Annotated in this window: 33 protein-coding genes and 1 pseudogene; all 34 read right to left on the bottom strand. The window is 66.8% G+C overall.

Features of this window, described 5'->3' with window-relative positions; translation table 11 throughout:
* Positions 1 to 4: 4 nt before the first annotated feature.
* A complete protein-coding gene (gene truA / locus AB0937_RS08080; RefSeq protein WP_361109431.1) occupies positions 5 to 859 on the bottom strand; it encodes a tRNA pseudouridine(38-40) synthase TruA in 855 nt (284 codons plus the stop codon).
* A 144-nt stretch (positions 860 to 1,003) separates the two neighbouring features.
* Positions 1,004 to 1,489, bottom strand: coding sequence for a 50S ribosomal protein L17 (gene rplQ / locus AB0937_RS08085; RefSeq protein WP_234848878.1), 486 nt, complete (start codon positions 1,487 to 1,489; stop codon positions 1,004 to 1,006).
* A gap of 176 nt (positions 1,490 to 1,665) precedes the next feature.
* Positions 1,666 to 2,688 carry a DNA-directed RNA polymerase subunit alpha gene (locus tag AB0937_RS08090; protein WP_003966937.1) on the bottom strand — a complete coding sequence of 341 codons (1,023 nt, stop codon included), beginning with the start codon at positions 2,686 to 2,688 and terminating at the stop codon, positions 1,666 to 1,668.
* A gap of 154 nt (positions 2,689 to 2,842) precedes the next feature.
* Complete coding sequence (gene rpsK, locus AB0937_RS08095; RefSeq protein WP_003956432.1) at positions 2,843 to 3,247, bottom strand: 30S ribosomal protein S11; 405 nt, start codon at positions 3,245 to 3,247, stop codon at positions 2,843 to 2,845.
* 64 nt (positions 3,248 to 3,311) lie between these two features.
* The gene (gene rpsM, locus AB0937_RS08100; protein WP_004984507.1) at positions 3,312 to 3,692 is read right to left on the bottom strand and encodes a 30S ribosomal protein S13; all 381 of its coding nucleotides are present in this window, start codon (positions 3,690 to 3,692) and stop codon (positions 3,312 to 3,314) included.
* Positions 3,693 to 3,885: 193 nt separating this feature from the next.
* Entirely contained in the window at positions 3,886 to 3,999 is a 114-nt protein-coding gene (gene rpmJ / locus AB0937_RS08105; protein ID WP_003974245.1) for a 50S ribosomal protein L36, read from the bottom strand.
* 67 nt (positions 4,000 to 4,066) lie between these two features.
* Positions 4,067 to 4,288, bottom strand: coding sequence for a translation initiation factor IF-1 (infA, locus tag AB0937_RS08110; RefSeq protein WP_003948620.1), 222 nt, complete (start codon positions 4,286 to 4,288; stop codon positions 4,067 to 4,069).
* A 211-nt stretch (positions 4,289 to 4,499) separates the two neighbouring features.
* The gene (gene map / locus AB0937_RS08115) at positions 4,500 to 5,336 is read right to left on the bottom strand and encodes a type I methionyl aminopeptidase (RefSeq protein WP_366710327.1); all 837 of its coding nucleotides are present in this window, start codon (positions 5,334 to 5,336) and stop codon (positions 4,500 to 4,502) included.
* Between the two features lie 131 nt (positions 5,337 to 5,467).
* Positions 5,468 to 6,130 carry an adenylate kinase gene (locus tag AB0937_RS08120; protein ID WP_248506990.1) on the bottom strand — a complete coding sequence of 221 codons (663 nt, stop codon included), beginning with the start codon at positions 6,128 to 6,130 and terminating at the stop codon, positions 5,468 to 5,470.
* Entirely contained in the window at positions 6,130 to 7,443 is a 1,314-nt protein-coding gene (secY, locus tag AB0937_RS08125; protein ID WP_366710329.1) for a preprotein translocase subunit SecY, read from the bottom strand. Before secY ends, AB0937_RS08120 begins: the two co-directional genes overlap by 1 nt.
* Positions 7,444 to 7,687: 244 nt before the next feature.
* Positions 7,688 to 8,143 (bottom strand): 50S ribosomal protein L15, encoded by a 456-nt coding sequence (rplO, locus tag AB0937_RS08130; RefSeq protein WP_030839644.1) that lies wholly within the window; start codon positions 8,141 to 8,143, stop codon positions 7,688 to 7,690.
* A 2-nt stretch (positions 8,144 to 8,145) separates the two neighbouring features.
* Positions 8,146 to 8,328 (bottom strand): 50S ribosomal protein L30, encoded by a 183-nt coding sequence (gene rpmD, locus AB0937_RS08135; protein ID WP_003974250.1) that lies wholly within the window; start codon positions 8,326 to 8,328, stop codon positions 8,146 to 8,148.
* A gap of 2 nt (positions 8,329 to 8,330) precedes the next feature.
* Positions 8,331 to 8,936: a 30S ribosomal protein S5 gene (gene rpsE, locus AB0937_RS08140; RefSeq protein ID WP_009190144.1), complete on the bottom strand. Its 606-nt coding sequence runs from the start codon at positions 8,934 to 8,936 to the stop codon at positions 8,331 to 8,333.
* Positions 8,937 to 8,977: 41 nt separating this feature from the next.
* A complete protein-coding gene (gene rplR / locus AB0937_RS08145; RefSeq protein WP_003992369.1) occupies positions 8,978 to 9,361 on the bottom strand; it encodes a 50S ribosomal protein L18 in 384 nt (127 codons plus the stop codon).
* A 3-nt stretch (positions 9,362 to 9,364) separates the two neighbouring features.
* Positions 9,365 to 9,904, bottom strand: a complete 540-nt coding sequence (gene rplF / locus AB0937_RS08150) for a 50S ribosomal protein L6 (RefSeq protein WP_003992368.1) — start codon at positions 9,902 to 9,904, stop codon at positions 9,365 to 9,367.
* Positions 9,905 to 9,928: 24 nt separating this feature from the next.
* Positions 9,929 to 10,327 (bottom strand): 30S ribosomal protein S8, encoded by a 399-nt coding sequence (gene rpsH, locus AB0937_RS08155; RefSeq protein ID WP_030839654.1) that lies wholly within the window; start codon positions 10,325 to 10,327, stop codon positions 9,929 to 9,931.
* A 242-nt stretch (positions 10,328 to 10,569) separates the two neighbouring features.
* Entirely contained in the window at positions 10,570 to 10,755 is a 186-nt protein-coding gene (locus tag AB0937_RS08160; RefSeq protein WP_003948630.1) for a type Z 30S ribosomal protein S14, read from the bottom strand.
* Positions 10,756 to 10,760: 5 nt separating this feature from the next.
* Positions 10,761 to 11,318, bottom strand: a complete 558-nt coding sequence (gene rplE, locus AB0937_RS08165; protein WP_033308965.1) for a 50S ribosomal protein L5 — start codon at positions 11,316 to 11,318, stop codon at positions 10,761 to 10,763.
* Positions 11,318 to 11,641 (bottom strand): 50S ribosomal protein L24, encoded by a 324-nt coding sequence (rplX, locus tag AB0937_RS08170; protein ID WP_031477830.1) that lies wholly within the window; start codon positions 11,639 to 11,641, stop codon positions 11,318 to 11,320. The genes rplE and rplX overlap by 1 nt, the downstream gene beginning before the upstream one ends.
* Positions 11,642 to 11,643: 2 nt before the next feature.
* Positions 11,644 to 12,012, bottom strand: a complete 369-nt coding sequence (gene rplN / locus AB0937_RS08175; RefSeq protein ID WP_003998823.1) for a 50S ribosomal protein L14 — start codon at positions 12,010 to 12,012, stop codon at positions 11,644 to 11,646.
* Between the two features lie 101 nt (positions 12,013 to 12,113).
* Positions 12,114 to 12,401 carry a 30S ribosomal protein S17 gene (gene rpsQ / locus AB0937_RS08180; protein ID WP_010036717.1) on the bottom strand — a complete coding sequence of 96 codons (288 nt, stop codon included), beginning with the start codon at positions 12,399 to 12,401 and terminating at the stop codon, positions 12,114 to 12,116.
* Positions 12,401 to 12,625 (bottom strand): 50S ribosomal protein L29, encoded by a 225-nt coding sequence (gene rpmC, locus AB0937_RS08185; protein ID WP_010036720.1) that lies wholly within the window; start codon positions 12,623 to 12,625, stop codon positions 12,401 to 12,403. Before rpmC ends, rpsQ begins: the two co-directional genes overlap by 1 nt.
* Positions 12,625 to 13,044, bottom strand: a complete 420-nt coding sequence (gene rplP / locus AB0937_RS08190; protein ID WP_003992362.1) for a 50S ribosomal protein L16 — start codon at positions 13,042 to 13,044, stop codon at positions 12,625 to 12,627. The genes rpmC and rplP overlap by 1 nt, the downstream gene beginning before the upstream one ends.
* A gap of 5 nt (positions 13,045 to 13,049) precedes the next feature.
* Complete coding sequence (gene rpsC / locus AB0937_RS08195; RefSeq protein ID WP_086560684.1) at positions 13,050 to 13,874, bottom strand: 30S ribosomal protein S3; 825 nt, start codon at positions 13,872 to 13,874, stop codon at positions 13,050 to 13,052.
* A complete protein-coding gene (gene rplV, locus AB0937_RS08200; protein WP_053674521.1) occupies positions 13,874 to 14,221 on the bottom strand; it encodes a 50S ribosomal protein L22 in 348 nt (115 codons plus the stop codon). Before rplV ends, rpsC begins: the two co-directional genes overlap by 1 nt.
* 42 nt (positions 14,222 to 14,263) lie before the next feature.
* Positions 14,264 to 14,545: a 30S ribosomal protein S19 gene (gene rpsS, locus AB0937_RS08205; RefSeq protein ID WP_053759516.1), complete on the bottom strand. Its 282-nt coding sequence runs from the start codon at positions 14,543 to 14,545 to the stop codon at positions 14,264 to 14,266.
* Positions 14,546 to 14,557: 12 nt separating this feature from the next.
* Positions 14,558 to 15,394: a 50S ribosomal protein L2 gene (gene rplB / locus AB0937_RS08210; protein ID WP_006130778.1), complete on the bottom strand. Its 837-nt coding sequence runs from the start codon at positions 15,392 to 15,394 to the stop codon at positions 14,558 to 14,560.
* 40 nt (positions 15,395 to 15,434) lie between these two features.
* Positions 15,435 to 15,854 carry a 50S ribosomal protein L23 gene (rplW, locus tag AB0937_RS08215; RefSeq protein ID WP_010036733.1) on the bottom strand — a complete coding sequence of 140 codons (420 nt, stop codon included), beginning with the start codon at positions 15,852 to 15,854 and terminating at the stop codon, positions 15,435 to 15,437.
* Positions 15,854 to 16,510, bottom strand: coding sequence for a 50S ribosomal protein L4 (gene rplD, locus AB0937_RS08220; RefSeq protein WP_366710335.1), 657 nt, complete (start codon positions 16,508 to 16,510; stop codon positions 15,854 to 15,856). Before rplD ends, rplW begins: the two co-directional genes overlap by 1 nt.
* Before the next feature lie 8 nt (positions 16,511 to 16,518).
* The gene (gene rplC, locus AB0937_RS08225; RefSeq protein WP_033308969.1) at positions 16,519 to 17,163 is read right to left on the bottom strand and encodes a 50S ribosomal protein L3; all 645 of its coding nucleotides are present in this window, start codon (positions 17,161 to 17,163) and stop codon (positions 16,519 to 16,521) included.
* A gap of 17 nt (positions 17,164 to 17,180) precedes the next feature.
* Positions 17,181 to 17,489, bottom strand: a complete 309-nt coding sequence (rpsJ, locus tag AB0937_RS08230; RefSeq protein ID WP_003948644.1) for a 30S ribosomal protein S10 — start codon at positions 17,487 to 17,489, stop codon at positions 17,181 to 17,183.
* 843 nt (positions 17,490 to 18,332) lie between these two features.
* Positions 18,333 to 18,656 carry a hypothetical protein gene (locus tag AB0937_RS08235; protein WP_366710337.1) on the bottom strand — a complete coding sequence of 108 codons (324 nt, stop codon included), beginning with the start codon at positions 18,654 to 18,656 and terminating at the stop codon, positions 18,333 to 18,335.
* A 41-nt stretch (positions 18,657 to 18,697) separates the two neighbouring features.
* A pseudogene (locus tag AB0937_RS08240) lies at positions 18,698 to 18,834 on the bottom strand (IS5/IS1182 family transposase); the annotation flags it as partial.
* Positions 18,835 to 18,920: 86 nt separating this feature from the next.
* Positions 18,921 to 19,994, bottom strand: a complete 1,074-nt coding sequence (locus tag AB0937_RS08245; RefSeq protein ID WP_366710339.1) for an SUKH-3 domain-containing protein — start codon at positions 19,992 to 19,994, stop codon at positions 18,921 to 18,923.

Here is a 19,994-nt window from a genome sequence, read left to right on the forward strand (position 1 = left end):
GACGTCAGCAGCAGCCGGCCGACGGCAGCGACCGCTTGTTCCGCGCTTCCCTGCTGCGCGCGGCGAGCAGTTCGTCGGCCGGGTAGCCGACCTCCTCCAGCGTCAGCCCGTGCGGCCGTACGACGTGCACGGCCGAGTCGCGCACACCGGCGGCGAGGACCTTGCCCGGCCAGTCGGCGGGCCGGTGCCCGTCCCCGACGAACAGCAGCGCCCCGATGAGCGAGCGCACCATGTTGTGGCAGAAGGCGTCGGCCCGCACGGTCGCGGTGACGATCCCGTCCTCACCGCGCACCAGGCTCAGCTCCTGGAGCGTGCGGATGGTGGTCGCCCCCTCCCGCTTCTTGCAGTAGGCGGCGAAGTCGTGCTCGCCCAGCAGCCGCCGCGCGGCCTCGTTCATGGCGTCGACGTCCAGGGGCCAGTCGTGCCACAGCACGTGGTTGCGCAGCAGCGGGTCGACGCCCCCGGGGTTGTCGGTGACCCGGTACGCGTAGCGCCGCCAGACCGCCGAGAAACGGGCGTTGAAGCCGCTGGGCGCCTCCCTGAGGGCCCAGACCCGCACGTCCCGGGGCAGCCGGCCGGCGAGCCGCTTCAGCAGCTTCTGGTGGTGCTCGGCCCACACCTCACGCGGCAGATCGACGTGGGCGACCTGCCCCCGTGCGTGCACGCCGGCGTCGGTACGTCCCGCGACGGTCAGTTCGTACGTCTCCCGCGACCGCGTCACGGTCCGCAGGGCGTCCTCGATCTCCCCCTGCACGGTCCGCCGCCCCCCGGCCTGCTTGGCCCACCCGGAGAACTCACTCCCGTCGTACGACAGATCGAGCCGGACCCGCACATGGCCGGCCTCTACTTCCTCACTCACCCCAGGATCCTCTCACCAACACGAAGGCGGGCCCGCCCCCGAGAAAGGGGACGGACCCGCCAACAACGCCCTTCAGGGGCGCGGGGAACTGCGCGAACAGCCACGGCGAACCGCACGCCGCTGCGGACAGCCCCCGGCAGACGCTTACGCGTCCTTGGACTCCTCGGCGTCCTCGGCCTTGGTCGTGTCGACCTGGGCCTCGGCAGCCTCGGCGTCCTTCGCGGCGCGCTTGGTCGCGGCCTCGGCCTCGCCCGTCGCCTCCTGCGCCACCGTCAGCGCCTCGACCAGCTCGATGACGGCCATGGGCGCGTTGTCGCCACGGCGGTTACCGATCTTGGTGATGCGGGTGTAGCCACCGGGACGGTTCTCGTAGCGCGGGCCGATCTCGGTGAAGAGCGTGTGCACGATGCTCTTGTCCGTGATGACCTGGAGAACCTGACGGCGGTTGTGAAGGTCGCCCTTCTTCGCCTTGGTGACCAGACGCTCGGCGTACGGCCGCAGACGGCGGGCCTTCGCCTCGGTGGTGGTGATGCGACCGTGCTCGAAGAGCGACTTCGCGAGGTTCGCGAGCATCAGCTTCTCGTGCGCGGCGCTGCCGCCCAGACGGGCACCCTTGGTGGGCTTCGGCATGGTGTTTCTCCTAGGTGTCTGCCCCGGCCGTATCAGGTACCGGGGTCAGTATCCGAGCGAGCGGGTTTGCCCGTCGGAGATCCAGGCCCCCCGGAGGGGGCCTGGAAGGGGCGCGGGGAACTGCGCGACCAGCCACGACCGGTCCGCAGACGCAGTACGGCCTCCCCGCGGAGCGCTCAGTACTGCTCGGTCTCCACGAACCCGGCATCCGCGTCGTCGTCCGCGCCGAACGCGTCCGCCGCGGCGGTCGGGTCGAACCCGGGAGGCGAGTCCTTGAGCGCCAGGCCCATACCCGCCAGCTTCGCCTTGACCTCGTCGATCGACTTCGCACCGAAGTTGCGGATGTCGAGCAGGTCCGCCTCGGAACGGGCGACGAGCTCACCCACGGAGTGGATGCCCTCGCGCTTGAGGCAGTTGTACGACCGAACGGTGAGCTCCAGCTCCTCGATCGGCAGCGCCAGGTCGGCGGCCAGGGCGGCGTCCGTGGGGGACGGGCCCATGTCGATGCCCTCGGCGTCGATGTTGAGCTCGCGGGCCAGACCGAACAGCTCGACCAGGGTCTTACCGGCGGACGCCATGGCGTCACGCGGGCGCATGGCCTGCTTGGTCTCGACGTCGACGATCAGCTTGTCGAAGTCGGTGCGCTGCTCGACACGCGTGGCCTCGACCTTGTACGTGACCTTGAGCACCGGCGAGTAGATGGAGTCGACCGGGATGCGGCCGATCTCCTGGCCGACCTGCTTGTTCTGCACGGCGGAGACGTAACCGCGGCCGCGCTCGACCGTCAGCTCCATCTCCAGCTTGCCCTTGCCGTTGAGCGTGGCGAGGACGAGGTCGGGGTTGTGCACCTCGACACCGGCCGGGGGCGCGATGTCGGCGGCGGTGACCAGACCCGGGCCCTGCTTGCGCAGGTACATCACGACCGGCTCGTCGTGCTCCGAGGAGACGACCAGCTGCTTGATGTTGAGGATCAGGTCGGTGACGTCCTCCTTGACGCCCGGCACGGTGGTGAACTCGTGCAGCACGCCGTCGATGCGGATGGACGTGACCGCCGCACCCGGGATCGAGGAGAGGAGGGTCCGGCGCAGGGAGTTGCCGAGGGTGTAACCGAAGCCCGGCTCCAGCGGCTCGATCACGAACCGGGAGCGGAACTCGTCGACGACCTCTTCGGTCAACGAGGGACGCTGAGCGATCAGCATGTGTGGATCAGATCCTTCTTTCGTGGACGCCCGCTATTTGACGTCCGACGGAAACCGCACCGGGAAAAGTGCGGGTACTGCAAGGGTACGGGCGATACGGCCCTTTTCGGAGCCGTACCGCCCGGAACCACGCTCTGCGAGAAGCAGCCTCGCGTCAGACGCGGCGGCGCTTCGGCGGACGGCAGCCGTTGTGCGGGGTCGGGGTGACGTCCTGGATGGAGCCGACCTCGAGGCCCGTGGCCTGCAGGGAGCGGATCGCGGTCTCACGACCGGAACCCGGGCCCTTCACGAACACGTCGACCTTGCGCATGCCGTGCTCCTGGGCGCGGCGGGCAGCCGACTCGGCGGCCATCTGCGCGGCGAACGGCGTGGACTTCCGGGAGCCCTTGAAGCCGACGTGGCCGGCGGAGGCCCAGGAGATCACGTTGCCGGACGGGTCCGTGATCGAGACGATCGTGTTGTTGAACGTGCTCTTGATGTGCGCGTGGCCGTGAGCGACGTTCTTCTTTTCCTTGCGGCGCACCTTCTTGGCAGCGCCCTGACGACCCTTGGGGGGCATCTATAACTCCTACGGGAGGTGGTCGGTCCTACAGCGAAGACCGTGGACAGGCGTCCGCTGTGGACTACTTCTTGCCCGGCTTCTTCTTGCCGGCGATGGCGCGACGCGGACCCTTGCGGGTACGAGCGTTGGTGCTGGTGCGCTGACCGCGGACGGGCAGACCACGACGGTGACGCAGACCCTGGTAGGTACCGATCTCGACCTTGCGGCGGATGTCGGCCTGGATCTCGCGACGGAGGTCACCCTCGGTCTTGATGTTGTTGTCGACGTACTCGCGGATCGCGACCAGCTGCTCCTCGGAGAGGTCCCGAACACGGGTGTTCGGGTCCACGCCGGTGGCGGCCAGCGTCTGCTGGGAGAGGGTCCGGCCGATGCCGAACACGTAGGTGAGGGCGATCTCCACGCGCTTTTCGCGCGGGATGTCAACACCGGAAACGCGTGCCATTCAATGGCTCCAGTTACTTGTCGGAGGTCTTCCGCAGAACCGACTCCCAGCCGCCGTACCAGGTACGAACTGGGTCCCCAGCCTCCGAACCGGGGGTGTCAGACGAACGGGGTCCGCCTGGATCCTGCGTATGAACATATTCAGCTCGCGTCGCGCGAATCTCTGCGATGGATGCAGAGGGATCGGTCGTGCGTCAGCCCTGGCGCTGCTTGTGGCGCGGGTTGTCGCAGATGACCATGACCCGACCGTGACGGCGGATCACCCTGCACTTGTCGCAGATCTTCTTGACGCTCGGCTTGACCTTCATGGGTGTGAGGTTCTCCGGGTCAGTGCCGGCAGCCCCACCACCCAGGGCGGCGGGGCACAGGCAAGATCTACTTGTAGCGGTAGACGATCCGGCCACGGGTCAGGTCGTACGGAGACAGCTCCACCACGACCCGGTCGTCAGGGAGGATGCGGATGTAGTGCATGCGCATCTTGCCGCTGATGTGTGCCAGGACCTGGTGGCCGTTCTGGAGCTCGACCTTGAACATGGCGTTCGGAAGAGACTCGACGACAGTGCCCTCGATCTCGATGGCACCTTGCTTCTTGGCCACGCTTCGCCCTTCGAATCGACTACCTTGATCGACTCTGTGCGGGCGCATGCAGACATGCGGGTACACAAGAGCCGACGAGTCAGTCTACGTCAGGCCCCTCAGAAACACGAATCGAGGAAGTCTGCCCCGGCGGAGAGCTCCTTAAGCGCCCCGAAAGGGGCGCGGGGAACTGCGCGAAGAACCCCCACCGGCCCGCAGCCGCAGGCGACGCTCAGGCCAGCGGATCCGGCGCAGCGGTGATACCCAGCTCGGCGAGCTTCGCCTTCCCACCGTCGGGAGACGTCAGCACGAGCGGACCCTCCTCCGTCAGCGCCACCGAGTGCTCCCAGTGCGACGACCACGTACCGTCCGTCGTGATGACCGTCCAGTCATCCTCGAGGACCTCCGTCTTCGGCGTCCCCAGAGACACCATCGGCTCGATCGCCAGGCAGAAACCGGGCACCAGCTTCGGCCCCTTGCCACGACGCCGGTCGACGTAGTTCAGCAGGTGCGGGTCCATGTGCATCTCGGTACCGATGCCGTGGCCGCCGTAGTCCTCGATGATCCCGTACTTGCCGCCGCCCGGCTTGGGCTGGCGGCGGATGTACGTCTCGATCGCCCGGGAGACGTCGACGAGCCGGTTGCCCTGCTTCATCGCGGCGATGCCGGCCCACATCGACTCCTCCGTCACCCGGGAGAGCTCGACGAGCTCCGGAGCGTGACCGGAGCCGACGAAGGCCGTGAAGGCCGCGTCGCCGTGCCAGCCGTCGATGATCGCGCCGCAGTCGATGGAGATGACGTCGCCGTCCTTGAGGACGACCTCGTCGGACGGGATGCCGTGGACGACGACCTCGTTCACGGACGTGCAGATCGTCGCGGGGAAGCCGCCGTAGCCGAGGAAGTTCGGCTTGGCGTTGTGTTCGGCGAGCACCTTGCGCGCGACCTGGTCCAGATCCCTCGTCGTGGCCCCGGGCACGGCCGCCTCACGGGTCGCCTTGTGGATGGCCGCGACGACCAGCCCCGCCTCGCGCATCTTGGCGATCTGCTCGGGGCTCTTGATCTGCACCATGGGAGCTACGGCCTTTCTGGACCTTCGACGACGACGAACGCCTTCAACGATACGGGGCCGAGCGCCGGCCCCACCCACACAGCGGCCGCGGCTCCCCGAGGGGAACCGCGGCCGTAGCTGCGTACGGACGACTACTTGCCGTCCTCGCCACGCTTCAGCGCCTCCATGGCGCGGGTCGTGACGTCCTCCACCTTGCCGAGCGCCGAGATCGTCACCACCAGGCCCTGGGCCTTGTAGTAGTCGATGATCGGCTCGGTCTGGGTGTGGTAGACCTCCAGCCGGGTGCGGACCGTCTCCTCGGAGTCGTCGTCCCGCTGGTACAGCTCGCCGCCGCAGACGTCGCAGACGCCTTCCTTGGCGGGCTGCTTGTACGTCACGTGGAAGACGTGCGAGGAGTCGTTGCGGCAGATACGCCGGCCGGCGATCCGCTTGACGACCTCGTCCTCCGGGACCTCCAGGTCCAGCACCGCGTCCAGCTGCATGCTCTCGGTCTCGAGGAGCTCGTCGAGCGCCTCGGCCTGGGAGACGTTGCGCGGGAAGCCGTCCAGCAGGAAACCGTTCTCGGCGTCCGGCTGCTCCATGCGGTCCTTCGCCATGGCGATGGTGACCTCGTCGGGCACGAGATTGCCCGCGTCCATGTAGGACTTCGCCAGTTTGCCGAGTTCCGTCTGCCGGCTGATGTTGGCCCGGAACAGGTCGCCCGTGGAGATGTGCGGGATCGACAGGTTCTTGGCCAGGAACGCGGCCTGCGTTCCCTTACCGGCACCCGGCGGCCCGACGAGGACGATACGCATCAGCGGAGGAACCCTTCGTAATTGCGCTGCTGGAGCTGGCTCTCGATCTGCTTCACGGTCTCGAGACCGACACCCACGATGATCAGGATGCTGGTCCCGCCGAACGGGAAGTTCTGGTTCGCCCCAAAACCAACCAACGCCATCGTCGGCACGAGAGCGATCAGGCCCAAGTACAGCGAACCCGGCCAGGTGATCCGGTTGAGCACGTACGAGAGGTACTCAGCGGTCGGTCGGCCAGCCCGGATGCCCGGGATGAAGCCACCATACTTCTTCATGTTGTCGGCGACTTCCTCGGGGTTGAAGGAGATCGCCACATAGAAGAACGCGAAGAAAACGATCAGCAGGAAGTACGAAATGATGTAGTACGGGTGGTCGCCCTTGACGAAGTGTTGCTCGATCCAGGTCTTCCACTCGGACTTGCCACCGGCGAACTGGGCGATCAGCGCCGGGATGTAGAGCAGCGACGAGGCGAAGATGACGGGGATCACACCCGCCTGGTTCACCTTGAGCGGGATGTAGGTGGACGTGCCACCGTAGGAACGGCGGCCGATCATGCGCTTGGCGTACTGCACCGGGATGCGGCGCTGGGCCTGCTCGACGAAGACCACCAGGCCGACCATGACGAGCCCGACCAGGATCACGGTGCCGAACTCGATCCAGCCGCCGGCCAGGGAGCCCTGCTTCTTGATGGCCCACAGCGCGGACGGGAAGGTGGCGGCGATCGAGATGAACATCAGGATCGACATGCCGTTGCCGATACCGCGGTCGGTGATGAGCTCGCCGAGCCACATCACGGCCGCCGTGCCGGCGGTCATCGTGATGACCATGGTGATGGTGACGAAGATCGACTGGTCCGGGACGATCTGGCTGGCCACCGGGCAGTTCTGGAAAAGAGCACCGCTGCGGGCGGTGGCGACGAGGCCGGTGCCCTGAAGGATGGCGAGGGCGATCGTCAGGTAGCGGGTGTACTGCGTGATCTTCGCCGTACCGGCCTGGCCCTCCTTCTTCAGGGCTTCCAGGCGCGGGATCACCACGGTCAGCAGCTGCAGGATGATGCTCGCCGTGATGTACGGCATGATGCCCAGGGCGAAGATCGTGATCTGCAGCAGCGCGCCGCCGGAGAACATGTTGACCAGGCCGAAGAGGCCCTGGTTGGCCTGGGCGTTGTCGATACAGGTCTGAACGTTCCGGTAGTCGACGCCTGGGATCGGGATGTGCGTACCGACCCGGTAGACCACGATGATGCCGAGCGTGAAGAGCAGCTTCTTGCGCAGGTCGGGCGTCTTGAACGCCCGGGCGAACGCGGTGAGCACGGTGCCTCCTGCGACCCCCGCGCAACTGCGTCAAGGGTGACGTCTTGAGAGTCCAATAGAACAACGACATGGATAACGGTCAACTGCCGCTGAGAGTGCCCGAAGTGAAGCACCCTGTGAAAAGTGGGCAGTGCAGGCCACCTTACCGGCGAGACTGCCGCCCTAGGAACGACCAACCGGGGATACCCCATTTGTGGGGTATCCCCGGTCGGGATCGCTCAGGTCATCGAGACGCCTGTGATGTTCAGACGAGCTCGGTGACAGAACCGCCGGCGGCGGTGATCTTCTCCTTGGCGGAGCCGGAGACGGCGTCGACCGTCACCTGCAGCGCCACGGAGATCTCGCCCTGGCCGAGGACCTTGACGAGGCTGTTCTTGCGAACGGCCCCCTTGGCCACCAGACCCTCGACGGTGACCTCGCCACCCTCGGGGTAGAGCGCGGCCAGCTTGTCGAGGTTCACGACCTGGAACTCGGTCTTGAACGGGTTCTTGAAGCCCTTCAGCTTCGGAAGACGCATGTGGAGGGGCATCTGGCCACCCTCGAAGCGCTCCGGAACCTGGTAACGGGCCTTCGTGCCCTTGGTACCACGACCGGCCGTCTTACCCTTCGACGCCTCACCACGACCGACACGGGTCTTGGCGGTCTTGGCGCCCGGGGCGGGACGGAGGTTGTGGATCTTGAGCGGGTTCTGCTCCGCCATGATCAGTCGACCTCCTCGACCGTCACGAGGTGGCGGACGGTGTGCACCATGCCGCGGAACTCGGGGCGGTCCTCCTTGACGACCTGCGTGTTGATGCCCTTGAGACCAAGGGAACGCAGGGTGTCACGGTGGTTCTGCTTGCTGCCGATGTAGGACTTGACCTGCGTAATCTTGAGCTGCGCCATGATTACGCACCCGCCCCGGCACGCGCACGCAGGAGAGCCGCGGGGGCGACGTCCTCGAGGGGCAGACCACGGCGGGCCGCGATCTCCTCGGGACGCTGCAGGCCCTTCAGGGCCTCCACGGTCGCGTGCACGATGTTGATCGCGTTGTCGGAGCCGAGCGACTTCGACAGCACGTCGTGGATACCGGCGCACTCGAGCACGGCACGCACCGGACCACCGGCGATAACACCGGTACCGGGCGACGCGGGCTTCAGGAGCACGACGCCGGCAGCCTTCTCACCCTGGATGGGGTGCGGGATGGTGCCCTGGATGCGGGGGACCTTGAAGAAGTGCTTCTTGGCCTCCTCAACGCCCTTGGCGATGGCGGCCGGCACCTCCTTGGCCTTGCCGTATCCGACACCCACGGTGCCGTCACCGTCGCCCACCACGACCAGCGCGGTGAAGCTGAAGCGACGACCACCCTTCACAACCTTGGCGACGCGGTTGATCGCGACGACGCGCTCAACGTACGCGGTCTTCTCGGCGGCAGCAGCGCCGCCGTCACGGCCCTTCCGGTCCCGCCGCTCGCCGCCACCGGCACCGCCACCGCGGCGCTGGGGTCCAGCCATTGGAATTACCTCTCTCTGTTTCCGCTAGCTACGGAACCGACTCAGAACTTGAGTCCGGCCTCGCGGGCGGCGTCCGCCAGGGCGGCGATGCGCCCCGCGTACTGGTTACCACCACGGTCGAACACGACGGCCTCGACACCGGCGGCCTTGGCGCGCTCGGCGACCAGGGCGCCGACCTGCTTGGCCTGCGCGGACTTGTCGCCCTCGCCACCGCGGATCGAGCTGTCCAGGGTGGACGCCGACGCCAGGGTGTGACCCTTGATGTCGTCGATCACCTGGGCCACGATGTGGCGGTTCGAGCGGGTAACGACCAGACGCGGACGCTCCGCCGTACCGTTGATGTGCTTACGGATACGGATGTGGCGGCGCTTGATCGCGGCGCGCTTGTAGGCGTCGCCCTTAAGGATCTTCTGCCCGTATGCCATGGCTTACTTACCCGCCTTTCCGACCTTGCGGCGGATGACTTCGCCCTCGTACTTGACGCCCTTGGCCTTGTACGGGTCGGGCTTGCGCAGCTTGCGGATGTTGGCCGCAACCTCGCCGACCTTCTGCTTGTCGATGCCCTCGACCGAGAAGCGGGTCGGGGACTCCACCTTGAAGGTGATGCCCTCGGGGGCCTCGACCAGGATCGGGTGGCTGTAGCCCAGGGAGAACTCCAGGTTGGAGCCCTTGGCCACGACACGGTAACCGACACCGCTGATTTCGAGCTTCTTGACGTATCCCTGGGTCACACCGGTGATCATGTTCGCCACCAGCGTGCGGGACAGGCCGTGCAGGGCCTTGCTCTGCCGCTCGTCGTTCGGCCGGAGCACCTGAAGGGTGCCGTCCTCGGCCTTCGCGATGTCGATCGGCGCGATGACGGTGTGGGTCAGTTCGCCCTTGGGGCCCTTGACCGCGACCGTACGGCCGTCGATGGTGACGTCCACGCCGGCGGGAACCGGGATGGGGAGCTTGCCGATACGCGACATTGCTGTCTCTCCTCCGTTCCCGAATTACCAGACGTAGGCGAGGACTTCCCCACCCACGCCCTTCTTCTGCGCCTGCTTGTCGGTCAGGAGCCCGTGGGACGTGGAGATGATCGCCACGCCCAGGCCGCCCAGGACCTTCGGCAGGTTGGTGGACTTCGCGTACACCCGGAGACCGGGCTTCGAGATCCGCTTGATGCCCGCGATGGAGCGCTCACGGTTGGGGCCGAACTTCAGCTCCAGGACGAGGTTCTTGCCGACCTCGGCGTCCTCGACCTTCCAGCCCGTGATGAAGCCCTCCTGCTGGAGGATCTCCGCGATGTGCGACTTGATCTTGGACGCCGGCATCGTCACGGAGTCGTGGTATGCCGAGTTCGCGTTCCGCAGACGCGTCAGCATGTCTGCGATCGGATCAGTCATGGTCATGAATTGGCCTTCGGCCTCTCTCGCCGGGGTTTCCTGGTGCGCCATCCCTCTCCCCGATCCGAGACGGGACGGGTGCGGCGCGGTGGACCTACGGCGTAGTAAGCATGCAGTGAGCGGACAGCTGTCCGCGAGCGAAAGGGCGGCGGCAGACGCCCAACCCCACAAGCCTAAGGCATGTGGGCCGGGCGTCCTGCCACCCTTACGTGCTTACCGAGAGCCCTGCGAATCCCTTATTAGGGGGATTACCAGGAGCTCTTGGTCACGCCCGGCAGCTCGCCACGGTGAGCCATCTCACGAAGGCACACGCGGCACAGACCGAACTTGCGGTACACGGAGTGCGGGCGGCCGCAGCGCTGGCAGCGGGTGTAGCCACGCACACCGAACTTGGGCTTGCGAGCAGCCTTAGCGATCAGAGCCTTCTTCGCCATCTCGCTCACGCCTCCTTGAAGGGGAAGCCGAGGTGACGAAGGAGCGCGCGGCCCTCAGCGTCGTTGGTCGCCGTGGTCACCACGGTGATGTCCATACCCCGGGTGCGGTCGATCTTGTCCTGGTCGATCTCGTGGAACATGACCTGCTCCGTGAGACCGAAGGTGTAGTTGCCACGGCCGTCGAACTGCTTGGGGGACAGGCCGCGGAAGTCGCGGATGCGCGGCAGCGCGAGCGACAGGGTGCGGTCCAGGAACTCCCACATGCGGTCGCCACGAAGCGTGACGTGGGCGCCGATCGGCTGGCCCTCACGCAGCTTGAACTGCGCGATGGACTTGCGAGCCTTGGTGACGGCCGGCTTCTGACCGGTGATCGTGGTGAGGTCGCGGATGGCGCCCTCGATCAGCTTGGAGTCGCGGGCGGCGTCGCCCACACCCATGTTGACCACGATCTTGACGAGACCGGGGATCTGCATGACGTTCTCGTACTTGAACTCGTCACGCAGCTTGCCCGTGATCTCCTCACGGTACTTCTGCTTCAGACGCGGAGTGGTGGTGGTAGCCATCAGATGTCCTCACCCGTCCGCTTGGCAACGCGGATCTTGTTGCCTTCGTCGTCGAAGCGGTAACCGACGCGGGTCACGACCTTGTTGCCGTCCTTCTCCACGACCAGCTGGACGTTGGAGACGTGGATCGGCGCCTCGGTGGTGACGATGCCGCCGGCCTGCGAACCGCGAGCCGTCGGACCGGCCTTGGTGTGCTTCTTGACCCGGTTGACACCCTCGACCAGGACGCGCTCCTCGCGCGGGTAAGCGGCAATGACCTTGCCCTGCTTGCCCTTGTCCTTGCCGGTGATGACCTGGACCAGGTCGCCCTTCTTGATCTTCATGCTCACAGCACCTCCGGCGCGAGGGAGATGATCTTCATGAACTTCTTCTCGCGCAGCTCACGGCCCACCGGGCCGAAGATACGGGTGCCACGAGGGTCGCCGTCGTTCTTGAGAATGACAGCGGCGTTCTCGTCGAAGCGGATGTACGAGCCGTCCGGACGGCGGCGCTCCTTGACGGTGCGAACGATGACCGCCTTGACGACGTCACCCTTCTTCACGTTGCCACCGGGGATCGCGTCCTTGACGGTGGCGACGATGACGTCACCGATACCCGCGTAGCGGCGACCGGAGCCACCGAGCACACGGATGCAAAGGATCTCCTTCGCACCAGTGTTGTCGGCGACACGCAGTCGCGACTCCTGCTGGATCACGTCTATCTCCTGATTGTCTGCCGGTTCCCGGGGCGGTCGCGCACACGCACAACCGCCCCGAGCCTGGCGGAACGATTCCTAGGGGGTCCCCCTAGGTGGGATTACTTGGCCTTCTCGAGGATCTCGACGACGCGCCAGCGCTTCGTCGCGGACAGCGGCCGGGTCTCCATGAGGAGGACGCGGTCGCCGACACCCGCGGCGTTCTGCTCGTCGTGGGCCTTGAGCTTGTTCGTACGGCGGATGACCTTGCCGTACAGCGCGTGCTTGACGCGGTCCTCGACGGCGACGACGACGGTCTTGTCCATCTTGTCGCTGACGACCAGGCCCTCGCGGGTCTTGCGGAAACCGCGGTCCGTCTTGGTCTCTTCAGTCACGTTGCTCTCGCTCATCAGGCGCTCTCCACCGTCTCGATGCCCAGCTCGCGCTCACGCATCAGGGTGTAGATCCGCGCGATGTCCTTACGGACGGCCTTGAGCCGGCCGTGGTTCTCGAGCTGACCCGTCGCCGCCTGGAAGCGGAGGTTGAACAGCTCTTCCTTGGCCTCGCGGAGCTTGTTGAGGAGCTCCTCGTTGCCCAGCTCGCGCAGCTCTGACGCCTTGGTACCGGCCGACATCACGCTTCACCTGCCTCGCGCTTGACGATCTTGCACTTCATCGGCAGCTTGTGAGCCGCACGGGTCAGAGCCTCGCGCGCGATCTTCTCGTTGGGGTACGACAGCTCGAACATCACACGTCCGGGCTTGACGTTGGCGATCCACCACTCAGGAGAACCCTTACCGGAACCCATGCGGGTCTCGGCGGGCTTCTTGGTGAGGGGGCGGTCCGGGTAGATGTTGATCCAGACCTTGCCGCCACGCTTGATGTGGCGGGTCATGGCGATACGGGCGGCCTCGATCTGGCGGTTCGTCACGTACGCCGGGGTCAGCGCCTGGATGCCGTACTCGCCGAACGCGACCTGCGTGCCACCCTTGGACATGCCGTTGCGCTTGGGGTGGTGCTGCTTGCGGTGCTTGACCCTACGGGGGATCAGCATGACGGTCAGGCCTCCGTTCCGGTGCTCTCAGCCGGAGCGGCGGACGCGGGAGCCTCGGCCTTGGGGGCCTCGGCGCCGGCAGCCTGCTGCGGCTTGCGACCGCGCCGCTCGCCACCGCGGCCACCACGGGCCGGGCGGTCGGCACCGCCGCGGGCCGGGCGGTTACCCGCACGGGCAGCGGCGTTCTCGGCGCGGACCTCGGCGATGTTCTTGACGTCGCCCTTGTAGATCCAGACCTTCACGCCGATGCGGCCGAAGGTCGTCTTGGCCTCGAAGAAGCCGTAGTCCACGTTCGCGCGGAGCGTGTGCAGGGGCACGCGGCCCTCGCGGTAGAACTCCGAGCGGGACATCTCGGCGCCACCGAGGCGGCCACCGCACTGGATCTTGATGCCCTTGGCGCCGGCCTTCATCGCCGACTGCATGCTCTTACGCATGGCGCGGCGGAAGGAGACGCGGGAGGAGAGCTGCTCGGCGACGGCCTGGGCAACCAGCTGAGCGTCGGTCTCGGGGTTCTTGACCTCGAGGATGTTCAGCTGGACCTGCTTGCCCGTGAGCTTCTCGAGGTCACCGCGGATGCGGTCGGCCTCGGCGCCACGGCGGCCGATGACGATGCCCGGACGAGCGGTGTGGATGTCCACACGCACGCGGTCACGGGTGCGCTCGATCTCGACCTTGGAGATGCCGGCGCGCTCCATGCCGGACGTCATCATCCGACGGATGGCGACGTCTTCCTTGACGTAGTCCTTGTACAGCTTGTCGGCGTACCAACGCGACTTGAAGTCGGTCGTGACACCGAGCCGGAACCCGTGCGGGTTTACCTTCTGGCCCATTACCGGGTTCCTTCCTTGCTGCTGACGACCACGGTGATGTGGCTGGTCCGCTTGCGGATCCGGTAGGCACGGCCCTGGGCGCGCGGACGGAACCGCTTCAGGGTCGGGCCCTCGTCGACGTAGGCCTCGGAGACGAAGAGGCTGTCGACATCGGTGTGGTCGTAGTTGTGCGCGGCGTTGGCGATGGCGCTGTCCAGCACCTTGCCGACCGGCTGGCTCGCGGCCTGCGGGGCGAAACGCAGGACCGCCTGAGCCTCCGTGGCGTCGAGGCCACGGATGAGGTCCACCACGCGGCGGGCCTTCATGGGCGTGACGCGGATGTACCGCGCCTGGGCCCTGGCTTCCATGGTTGTCCTTCCAGTGTCTGTCATGGTCATTCCACCCCGCGCTTAGCGGCGCTTCGACTTCCGGTCGTCCTTGACGTGACCCCGGAAGGTGCGCGTCGGCGAGAACTCGCCGAGCTTGTGGCCGACCATCGACTCGGTGACGAACACCGGAATGTGGGTCTTGCCGTTGTGCACCGCGAGCGTGTGGCCGAGCATGGCCGGCACGATCATCGAGCGACGGGACCAGGTCTTGATGACGTTCTTGGTGCCGGCTTCGTTCTGGGCGTCCACCTTCTTCATCAGGTGGTCGTCGACGAAGGGCCCCTTCTTCAAGCTACGAGGCATCTCAACCCGTCCTTAGCGCTTCTTGTTCGTCTTGCGGCGGCGGACGATGTACTTGTTCGACGCCTTCTTGGGCGAACGAGTACGGCCTTCCTTCTTGCCCCACGGGGACACCGGGTGGCGACCACCGGAGGTACGGCCCTCACCACCACCGTGCGGGTGGTCCACCGGGTTCATGACCACACCACGCACGGTCGGGCGGACGCCCAGCCAGCGCTTACGGCCCGCCTTACCCCAGTTGATGTTGCTCTGCTCGGCGTTGCCGACCTCGCCGACGGTGGCGCGGCAGCGGACGTCGACCAGGCGGATCTCACCGGACGGCATGCGCAGGTGGGCCATCTGGCCCTCCTTCGCGAGCAGCTGCACCGAGGCGCCGGCGGAGCGGGCGAACTTGGCGCCGCCGCCCGGACGCAGCTCGATGGCGTGCAGCGTGGTACCGACCGGGATGTTGCGCAGGGCAAGGTTGTTGCCCGGCTTGATGTCGGCCCCGGGACCGTTCTCGACGCGGTCGCCCTGGCTCAGGCCACGCGGCGCGAGGATGTAGCGCTTCTCGCCGTCCGCGTAGTGCAGGAGCGCGATGCGCGCGGTGCGGTTGGGGTCGTACTCGATGTGCGCGACCTTCGCCGGCACGCCGTCCTTGTCGTGACGACGGAAGTCGATCACGCGGTAGGCGCGCTTGTGGCCACCGCCCTGGTGGCGGACGGTCACACGACCGGAGTTGTTACGGCCACCCTTGCTGTGCAGGGGGCGGACCAACGACTTCTCCGGCGTGGACCGCGTGACCTCGACGAAGTCGGCGACGCTGGAGCCGCGACGGCCCGGCGTAGTCGGCTTGTACTTGCGGATTCCCATTTCTCAGTCCTCGTCCGATATCGGACGATCCGGACCGCCCTCAGGCGGTCGGACCGCCGAAGATGTCGATACGGTCGCCCTCAGCGAGGGTCACGATCGCGCGCTTGGTGGACGCGCGCTGGCCGAAGCCGGTGCGGGTCCGCTTGCGCTTGCCCTGGCGGTTGATCGTGTTGACCCCGGTGACCTTGACCGAGAAGACCGCCTGGACGGCCTGCTTGATCTGGGTCTTGTTGGCGCTCGGGTCCACGATGAACGTGTACTTGCCCTCGTCGAGGAGCGCGTAGCTCTTCTCGGAGACGACCGGCTTGAGCAGCACGTCACGGGGGTCCGTGAAGGACTTGCTCAGCGGGGTCTCGACGGTGTTCTTGCCCTCGGCGGCGTGGCGGCGCGCCTTGGCGACGCGAGCGGCCTTGGCCTTCTTCGCGGCCTTGGAGGCGATTGCGGGGTGACGGATGGCCATCAGACCTCGCTCCCTTCGGTGTCATTGGCCTTCGGGCCGGACACGAAGGACTCGAAGGCGGCCTTGGTGAAGACCACGTCGTCCGAGACGAGAACGTCGTACGTGTTCAGCTGGCCCGGCTCCAGGATGTGGACCTGGGGCAGGTTGCGGGCGGACAGCCACGCGGCCTCGTCGGCGCGGTCGACGACCAGGAGCAGGTTCTTGCGCTCCGAGATCTTGCCGAACAGCGTCTTGGCGGCCTTCGTCGACGGGTTCTCACCCTCGACGACGCCGGAGACGACGTGGATGCGGTTGTGGCGGGCCCGGTCGGTGAGGGCGTGACGCAGCGCGGCAGCCTTCATCTTCTTCGGGGTCCGCTGCGAGTAGTCACGCGGCACGGGACCGTGCACGACGCCACCACCGGCGAACTGCGGCGCGCGGGTCGAACCCTGACGGGCGCGACCGGTGCCCTTCTGGCGGTACGGCTTCTTGCCACCGCCGCGGACCTCGCCACGGGTCTTGGTCTTGTGCGTGCCCTGACGGGCCGCGGCCAGCTGCGCGACGACGACCTGGTGGATCAGCGGGATGCTGACCTTCTCGACGTCGAAGATCTCCGCGGGGAGTTCGACGGAACCGGCCTTGTCGCCCGCCGGCGAAAGGATGTCAACAGTGCTCATCGGTTACCTCAGGCCCCCTTGGCCGCGGTGCGGACCAGGACGAGGCCGCCGTTCGGACCGGGAACCGCGCCCTTGATGAGCAGCAGACCCTTCTCCGCGTCAACGGCGTGGACGGTCAGGTTCTGGGTGGTGACCCGCTCGTTGCCCATGCGACCCGCCATGCGGAGGCCCTTGAACACACGGCCCGGGGTGGCGCAGCCACCGATGGAACCGGGGGAGCGGTGCTTGCGCTGGGTGCCGTGTCCGGCGCCGAGGCCCTTGAAGTTGTGACGCTTCATGACACCGGCGAAGCCCTTGCCCTTGCTCTTGCCGGTCACGTCGACCTTGATGCCGGCCTCGAACACCTCGGCGGTGATCTCCTGGCCGAGGGTGTACTCGCTGGCGTCAGCGGTACGGATCTCGACGAGGTGGCGGCGGGGAGTGACGTCGGCCTTGGCGAAGTGGCCCTTGAGGGGCTTGTTCACCTTGCGCGGGTCGATCTCGCCGAACGCGATCTGGACGGACTCGTAGCCGTCGACGTCGTTCGTACGGACCTGGGTGACGACGTTGGGGCCGGCCTTGACGACGGTGACCGGGACGACGCGGTTGTTCGCGTCCCACACCTGCGTCATGCCGAGCTTCTCGCCCAGGATGCCCTTGATCTGCTTAGCCATCGTTCAGATCACCGGCCTCAGAGCTTGATCTCGATGTCGACACCGGCCGGGAGGTCGAGTCGCATCAGAGAGTCAACGGTCTTGGGGGTCGGGTCGAGGATGTCGATCAGGCGCTTGTGCGTGCGCATCTCGAAGTGCTCGCGCGAGTCCTTGTACTTGTGCGGCGACTTGATGACGCAGTACACGTTCTTCTCAGTGGGCAGCGGCACCGGGCCCGCGACCGACGCACCAGTGCGGGTCACCGTCTCGACGATCTTCTTCGCCGAGGAGTCGATGACCTCGTGGTCGTAGGCCTTGAGCCGGATGCGGATCTTCTGTCCCGCCATGGCTACTCAGTAGTCCTGTCTCTCTTACGCTCTGGAACCCGGTGGATTCCTTCTGCTGCCTTCGTTCCTCCGACCCACGCGGTCGGGCGTGTCGCACTCTCGCTGACACAGATGCCCCTTGTTCGAACATCCCTGCGGGATTGCGCACGGCCCTGCCGGAACCGCGAGCCGGGGGCGGAAGGCCCACCGGGTGCCTGGCCGGTGCCGCGCAGACGCTTCCCGGAAGATTCCCGTACGTCCGCCCCAGTGCTGCCGTGTGGCAGTTAGGGCGACGAGTACTGTGGGACTCGCTTCCGGTCCCCCCGGCGGGAGGCGCGCAGCATCAACACTCGACCGAGCAACTCCGACAGTCTGCCATATGGGGCAGGGGCGACGCCAATCGAGCCGGAGAGAATACCCCGGGGGTGACGCAGGTCAAACACAAGGCCACACGGCCCCGCTTCCCACCAGGGCCTCACACCCGGAGGATCCGCTCCAGCTCCGCGTCGTAGGCCCGGTAGCCGGCCTTCCCCCACTCGGGCGCGTCGGAGCCCGGCCGCAGGATGGCGGGCAGGTGGGCGACGCGCCACATGCGGTGGACATCGGCGGGGGCGGTCCGGCTTGCGCCTCCACCACTCGCCGCGTTCCTCGTCCGGCCTCTCTTTCGTCGGGCGCACCCAGCGGCGGGGTGGACGCTCCGGGTCCGGGACGGTGGCGGCGCGGAATCGGGCGTCCAGCCGGGCGAGCAGCAAGTCGGCGGCAGACACCACTCCTGTCACCCGCCGGTGATGCGCGGCGCTTCACCCCCGGAGCCGCGGCACCCTCGTCGGCAGGAAATGCCAACTCTTCAGGTGCGGGGCAATCTCACTCAGCGAGTGTCCACACGTGCGCAGTCTTCGGAGGGGCCGGCCTCTTTTCCCACTGCGTAACGTCAGCAACCTCGCCCCCATGAGGAATCACCCCGTTCCTGGCCTGGAAGTAGAGCCCGTAGGCCCAGTACTCCGGCTCCTCGTGGCACATGAGGTCGGGATAGGGATCAATCTCTGATCCTTCGTATGCGTCATTGATACGCGCCACGGCCTCTGCTCGAGAAATACCAAATCGGTCGACCATGACATCGGCGATTTCCCGAAAGTAGCGCAGCATACCGTCGTCGAGCTCCGTAAGGAACTCCTGCGTCCTCTTCATGGACCCCATCTCCGCAAGAAGGAATTATCGAACGGTTGGATCTTCGACCCGTATTTGCCCCGGTCGACAGGATTCGGGCCTGTCAGGTCCCCCTTTTCAGGGCCCGCATGTTGACTGAATCAATCGCGCAGCGGGACCAGTCCAGCTCGCCACGAGAGCCGAGTTCGTCGAGGACCAGGCTGCGCTGTCAGGCATTCCTCCAGCCCGAGGTCGGTCCGTGAGGTCGCGCACCACACCCTCCCGCCTTCTGCCACCAGCCGCCGATCAATAGGAAGCCGTGGGCTGGATCCTGCCGGTGAGCCTCTGCAAAGCCTCGTCGCCGGTGGAGGCCAGTAGCCAGACGCTGTCCATGCCGGCGTAGACCGAGCCGTCCGCCGCCATGGCCAGGTGCTGGTTCCCGCGATCGCGCATGCCGATGGGGTACAGGTCGGCGCCTGCCTGCTCGGCGAGGTCATCGATGATCTCCGCGTCCCAGAGCGCCAGCAGCGGGTCCAGCGAGAACTCCATCCACGGCATCGAGTCCCACGGCTCACGGTAGGGCACGCCGACTCCGCCGAACTCCGACAGGAAACGCCGTGCCGCTTCGTGGATCTCGAACTCGCCGACCTGCAGGAGGATGCTTTCCCAGGTCCGCGTGGGCATCGACCGGCCCGGAAACCAGCCGCCGGCCCGCAGCACCCGATCCGTCTGCTCCGACCATCGGGTCCCGGCGTCCGGGCCGGTCTCCACGGTGTGCAGCCGCCGCCAGAAGGGGTGCTCGGGCGCTGGACCGCAGGGCTGCCAGAGGGCGGACTGGGCGCTCTGTGCCTCGATCAGGCGGGCAAGCGCCTGATCAGTGCTCGGGGCAAGCCGTTCCACACGATCCCTCATGAGGTGGAGAGCTCCGTCCTCCGCGATTCCCAGGAAACTGGCACCTTCGTCCGCGGTGCCCACGGGGTAGAGGAGGGCCCCGGCTTCTCGGCTCGCCTTCGCGAAACGCTCGTGCTGCCACTGCGCGCGATGGGGATCGAACCGGATGGCAGACGAAGTGGTGATCGAATCGGCAGGCCAGCCGTAGGTCACCAGCCCGCCGAACTCGGAGAGGAACCGGCGTGCGGCCTCGTGGGCCACGAAGGAGCCGCGTTCGCCGAGGGTCGCCTCCCAGGTGTCGGTCGGCACCGAGCGACCGGGCCGCCAGCCTGCGCGCCGCAGCACTTCCTTGGTCTGCCGGGACCAGTCACATGTCCGACCTGCCCTTGGCCGTGTTTCGCCTCCCTCCCCGCCTGAGCGACTGGGAACTCGCCGCACCGCGACTGGTTCGGTCCGCGGCTGTTCGGGGTGCGGAAGCCTGGGCCCCAT

It is taken from the genome of Streptomyces sp. NPDC047880, assembly GCF_040706515.1.
GTDB lineage: Bacteria > Actinomycetota > Actinomycetes > Streptomycetales > Streptomycetaceae > Streptomyces.